7 protein-coding genes and 1 pseudogene are annotated in these 4,680 nt (G+C 60.1%); 3 read left to right on the top strand and 5 right to left on the bottom strand.

Translation table 11 applies throughout. The annotated features are described in order from the left end of the window. From ENZ74_RS22540 to ENZ74_RS22525, 4 genes are all read right to left on the bottom strand, one after another. On the bottom strand, positions 1–250 hold a 250-nt coding region (locus tag ENZ74_RS22540), incomplete at its 3' end, for a pilus assembly protein N-terminal domain-containing protein (protein WP_206522309.1). Further along, positions 247–1,059 (bottom strand): Flp pilus assembly protein CpaB, encoded by an 813-nt coding sequence (cpaB, locus tag ENZ74_RS22535; protein ID WP_013533684.1) that lies wholly within the window; start codon positions 1,057–1,059, stop codon positions 247–249. The genes cpaB and ENZ74_RS22540, both read right to left, overlap by 4 nt. 213 nt (positions 1,060–1,272) lie before the next feature. Beyond that, a complete protein-coding gene (locus ENZ74_RS22530; RefSeq protein WP_013533685.1) occupies positions 1,273–1,791 on the bottom strand; it encodes a prepilin peptidase in 519 nt (172 codons plus the stop codon). 172 nt (positions 1,792–1,963) lie between these two features. After that, positions 1,964–2,146 carry a Flp family type IVb pilin gene (locus ENZ74_RS22525; protein WP_013533686.1) on the bottom strand — a complete coding sequence of 61 codons (183 nt, stop codon included), beginning with the start codon at positions 2,144–2,146 and terminating at the stop codon, positions 1,964–1,966. Positions 2,147–2,480: 334 nt separating this feature from the next. Between ENZ74_RS22525 and ENZ74_RS22520 the strand changes: the two genes are divergently transcribed. The 3 genes from ENZ74_RS22520 to ENZ74_RS22510 all read left to right on the top strand — a co-directional run bounded on the left by ENZ74_RS22520 (position 2,481) and on the right by ENZ74_RS22510 (position 4,278). Next, positions 2,481–2,903 (top strand): pilus assembly protein N-terminal domain-containing protein, encoded by a 423-nt coding sequence (locus tag ENZ74_RS22520; RefSeq protein WP_013533687.1) that lies wholly within the window; start codon positions 2,481–2,483, stop codon positions 2,901–2,903. A gap of 137 nt (positions 2,904–3,040) precedes the next feature. Then, positions 3,041–3,622 carry a TadE/TadG family type IV pilus assembly protein gene (locus tag ENZ74_RS22515; protein ID WP_063169998.1) on the top strand — a complete coding sequence of 194 codons (582 nt, stop codon included), beginning with the start codon at positions 3,041–3,043 and terminating at the stop codon, positions 3,620–3,622. A gap of 32 nt (positions 3,623–3,654) precedes the next feature. Then, positions 3,655–4,278 (top strand): TadE/TadG family type IV pilus assembly protein, encoded by a 624-nt coding sequence (locus ENZ74_RS22510; RefSeq protein WP_318014161.1) that lies wholly within the window; start codon positions 3,655–3,657, stop codon positions 4,276–4,278. Positions 4,279–4,312: 34 nt separating this feature from the next. Here the strand turns inward: ENZ74_RS22510 and ENZ74_RS22505 are convergent. Then, a pseudogene (locus ENZ74_RS22505) lies at positions 4,313–4,680 on the bottom strand (phosphonate ABC transporter substrate-binding protein); the annotation flags it as partial.

Here is a 4,680-nt window from a genome sequence, read left to right as displayed (position 1 = left end):
GATAGATGCGCCTTGCGGTGCGGGTCACCGCATCGGCAACCGCCGGATTGGCGACGAGAATGTCATAGGCATCGCTCGGCAGGTCGATGACCACCGACTTGTTGAGGCCGAGCTTGACGCGCTGGGTGGCCGTCGATGCCGTGACCTGCGCGTTCTTTGCCTCGACGACGCTGCCTTGCACATTCGTTCCGACGAGCAGCAGGCCGAATGCCGCGGCTACGATTGCCGGCAGTTTGCCACCTAGCTTCATTTCCTTGCTCCCACTTCGGAAACTTCGCCCGACTTGATCAGCCTCACCGTTCCCCTGCGGCCATTGCCGGAAACGAGATAGTCGGCCTCACCCACATTCTTTTCCTGCGTGTCCGCGACCGCCCGCAGCGCCAGGGTCAGGCGATCCGCCATCTGCTGGGCGACGGTGATAATCTCCGCCTGCTTGGGCGTCAGTTCCAGCGTGGCGGTCTGGCCCACCCTGGTCTTCTTGCCTTCCTCGTCCTCCTGAATGGTCTGGTCGATGGCCAGGACGCGGATGTTCTTGAGGATGGTCTCGGTGTTGAAGCCGGCGGCACCGCTGGCGGCATCGGCCCTGCGGGTCATGATGACGTCGACGAAATCGTTGGGAAGAATGAAGCCGCCGGCCGACGTGTCGGCCGAGATGGCCGTGGCGACCGCCCGCATGCCGGAAGGCAGGATCGACGACATGAAGCTCTGCCCCTCCCCGATCAGCTTGGAACGCCGCAGCGGCTCTCCGGCATACATCGCCACACGGGCAATGGAACCCTTCAGCTTGTCCAGCGCCTCGGGCTCGGCGGTGCGGGTGATGAAATTCGCGTTGACGCCGTCGGCGGGCCAGGATTGCCAGGCGATGTTGTTTTGGATCGGGCTGCCCATCGGAACGTCGCCTGAAAGCACAAGCACATCCTGGAGTGCCACTGCCGGGGCCTGGGGAGCGGAATCAACGACGACCTGGGGCGGCGGTGCCACCATGTTCTTCGCGACATAGCCAGCGCCACCCGCCGCGGCCACCGCCACGCTCAGAATTATCAATCGCGATGCTGGCATCTGTCCGAACCCTTGCCCTGGCAAACCACGTAGCCAAGCCGGACTTTGCAGCGGCAATCGTCAAAACAAGGTTAATGTAATGCTTACGATCGTGATTAATTTAACGTTTACATAAATTAGCCGGACTATAGCCGGACCGGCCAAAACAGCCGGGCCGACCCCGTTGAGAACGGGGTCTCGGCAATGCTGACAGACAATAAAATAATATCGTGGTCAGGCCGCCAGCCTGGCCAGCGCCCATATCATCAAAGGCGAGTCCGGATAGGTCAGCAACCCGCCAAGGCCGAGCGCGACGCCATAGGGAACGCCTTTTGCCTCGTCGGCGAAATGGCGCAGAAACGGATTTTGGCCGGTAACGGCCGCAAGCATCGACTTCCGGTAGAGGATGATCGCGAGCGTCAGCAGGCCGCCGATGATTGTCGAGGCGACAAGATACTCCACGAGATTGACATTGAGGCCCATCCACATCGCGGTTGCGGCCAGAAGCTTGGCGTCGCCGCCGCCCATGCCGCCTATTGCAAACAGGCCGAACGTCACGGCCAGGACCAGGGCGCCGGCGGCGAAATGTCCGCCATAGGCCGCCCAGTCCATGCCTGTAAGGGGCGCGACCAGCGCGAAAACGACGACGAGCAGCACCGGCACGCGGTTGGCGATCGTCATCGACAGCATGTCGGAGATCGCGGCAAACAGCATGCAGAACGGAAAGACGACGAAGATCAGGGCTTCAAGCATCGGCGCCACGCCTATTGTCCGATTTTATTGGGCTCAATCTAAGATATGTTCGATTAACGATTGATGAGGCCAGGAACGAAAAGACGACCTATATTGGCAGCGGCATAAAAAAGGCCGCCACGCGGCGGCCCTTTTCCAGAAAATGCGATGCAAGTGCTCGGCGATAAGCCGATCAGCTGCCGGTCGGCGCGTTGTTCAGGGTGCTGCCAATGTTGGTGAACTTGGCATTCAGCGCATTGCCGAGCGTGCCGGCGCCAGTGATGATGGCGAGCGCGATGAGAGCGGCGATCAGACCATATTCGATAGCGGTCGCGCCGGATTCGTCCTTCACAAAACGTGCGATGAGATTAGACATTCGAGAGCTCCTACTCCACGTGTTACAGCACTTCCGTCAACTTCTGTGATGGTTGATCGGATGCTGCCAATCTAGGGAGAAGCTCTTTCGATCGGCTTAAGAAACAGCCTTACCGATTCCTTTCCCGGTTCGAACATATTGCGTGGTTAACTTCGGGCTAAAGTACCGCCGCGCCTTCCAGTCCCAGGTTTGGCAGGCTTGCGCCCCGACTGGACCGCGCCTCGCGGGGCGCCCTTATCGGCCATTGCAGGATTGGCAACATCGCAGGCTTAACCGTTGGTTCACCAATCTCGTTCATGTTCCGTTGATCAGTCCGCCTGCGTGGAGCGCCTCAATGGCCCAGCCGAGATCGTCAATCCTGATTGCCGCGCTTCTTGCCGTCTCGAGCTTCGTCGCGCCCGCCATGGCCGGCGCCGGCATCGAGGTCACGATGAACCAGGCCAAGATCGTCAAACTGTCGCGTCCCGCAGACACCATCGTGGTCGGCAACCCGGCAATCGCCGACGCTTCCGTGCAGGACGCTTCGACGATCGTGCTCACCGGCAAAGGTTTCGGCGTCACCAATCTGGTCGTGCTCGATACCGACGGCAGTCCCATCGTCGATGAGCAGGTTACCGTCGTGCGGCAGGCTGCTTCGTCGGTGCGCATCTATCGGCGTGCCGAAATCCAGACGATGTCCTGCACGCCGTATTGCGAAAGCTCCTACAAGAGCGAAGCGGAGAAGTCTTCCGAGGCGGAGATGAGCGTCAGCCGATAGGTGGCGTGACCGGCTGCCGGTGCGGTTATTGGCCGGTTAAGAGGCCTGCGCCGACTTTAACGATCATCCAAACCGGACCTCAATCGGTTTGCGTTAATGGTCCTTCCGAGACCGCATAGAGATCGGCAGGATCGGACATGAGCAAGGGATACGGCCGCGCAGGCGACCACAAAGTGAGATGCCCAAGGTTTTTCGCCCGTTTTCTTCGTGACCGGCGCGGCGCCACGGCAATCGAATTCGCGATCCTTTCAGTCCCCTTCGCGCTGCTTGTCTTCGCCATTCTGGAAAGCTGCATCTCGTTTGCCGCGCAGGAAGTGATGGCCAACATCACCGACGATGTCGCGCGCAAGCTTCGCACCGGCCAGTTGAGGGCGGTTGACGTCGCCGGAACCAACTTGCGGGACATGATCTGCACAAAACTGCAGATCATCGTTTCCCAGGATTGTCCCAATCAACTGCTGGTGGATCTTCGCCAATATACATCGTTCGCGGATGCGGCCACGGCCGGCTTCAAGATCCAGAACGGCGATGTCGTATTGACGAAAGGCACCGCAACCCAGTCGTTTTCAGTGACAGCGGGTGCGGCGGAGTCGAGGAACATGCTGCGGGTCTTTTACAAATGGCCGATCATGACCGACCTGCTGGCCAAATCAATGGGCGGCAACAAGACGCTGCACTTCGCATCGGTGACCTGGCAGAACGAACCGTTCGACAACTGAGCGGAATGCACGAGCAGTATAAGAAAAGGGCAATGGGCATGATGCGTGCGGGGGCACATCTTATGATTACGGGAGTTTGGCGGAAAACAAGTCTGTTCTGGTCCGATCGTCGTGGCATCGCGGCGGTCGAATTCGCGTTGATCATGCCAATTCTGCTGATCATGTATTTCCTCACAATGGAAGCGTCGCAAGCCATCGAGACCAGCAAGAAGGTCAGCCGTATCGGCAGCATGGTGGCCGATCTCGTCACCCAGCAGACAAGCGTCCTCAAGGCAGATGTCGACGCCATCATGCAGATCGGCAGCGTCACCCTTCAGCCCTACAACCGCTCAAATCCGACCATCACCGTCACGGCAATCCAGGTCTCGGCCGATGCGACGAGGGCACTGGTGGTGTGGTCACGCAAATTGGTAGCCGGCGTCGCCAGCCCTGGCGCCGCCGCCACCACCGAGACAACGATCCCGGCGTCGCTCAGAGTCGCCAACACTTTTCTCATCCGCGTTGAAAGTAACCTCGGCTATACGCCGGTCATCGCGTGGAGCGCGAGCAGTCAACAGAAGCTTGGGCTGACCTCGGCTTTCAGCAACATAACCATGGGCGAAACCTATTTTCTGCGCCCCCGCAGAAGCGTGACGATCCCTTGCAGCGACTGTTGAACAGAGGCAGCCAGGCGTGCGCAGGCCGCTCCAGCTACTGCTGCGGCCCACGGTCCGAAACGAAGCGCACGATAGCAGCGGCCATCTCGTAGTCTTTTGGCGCCACGGTGGCGAAGCCGCCGGAATGTTTCGATTCCAGGAGATCGTAGATATCGGGCGTCGTCGACTTGAGGTTGGTGAGGAACACGGCAAGCCGGCGCTTGGCTTCGGGGTCGAGATCGCTGCGGACCGCATGGGGGCCGTATCTCAACAGGCCCGACGTTCATACGATCCGAAGCGCCGTCACCGAGAGCCCTGCCGCCTCCAACCTCGCCTGCGTGCCCGACGGTTCTCGCGGGCCGTCGGCAGCGGCCGTCACCCAGCCGAACAGGCCATCGGCTTTGCCGTCGACCAGCATCGTCT

It is taken from the genome of Mesorhizobium sp. M7A.F.Ca.CA.002.15.2.1 (assembly GCF_003998715.1).
Lineage (GTDB): Bacteria > Pseudomonadota > Alphaproteobacteria > Rhizobiales > Rhizobiaceae > Mesorhizobium > Mesorhizobium ciceri.
The sequence above is the reverse complement of the archived record's forward strand: the minus strand, read 5'-3'. Positions and strand labels throughout refer to the sequence as shown.

Bases quoted from the DNA above. Each gene is read 5' to 3' on its own strand.
- ENZ74_RS22515 (WP_063169998.1), top strand. From the start codon at position 3,041: ATGAGCAAGGGATACGGCCGCGCAGGCGACCACAAAGTGAGATGCCCA.
- ENZ74_RS22520 (WP_013533687.1), top strand. From the start codon at position 2,481: ATGGCCCAGCCGAGATCGTCAATCCTGATTGCCGCGCTTCTTGCCGTC.
- ENZ74_RS22530 (WP_013533685.1), bottom strand. From the start codon at position 1,791: ATGCTTGAAGCCCTGATCTTCGTCGTCTTTCCGTTCTGCATGCTGTTT.
- cpaB (WP_013533684.1), bottom strand. From the start codon at position 1,059: ATGCCAGCATCGCGATTGATAATTCTGAGCGTGGCGGTGGCCGCGGCG.
- ENZ74_RS22525 (WP_013533686.1), bottom strand. From the start codon at position 2,146: ATGTCTAATCTCATCGCACGTTTTGTGAAGGACGAATCCGGCGCGACC.
- ENZ74_RS22510 (WP_318014161.1), top strand. From the start codon at position 3,655: ATGGGCATGATGCGTGCGGGGGCACATCTTATGATTACGGGAGTTTGG.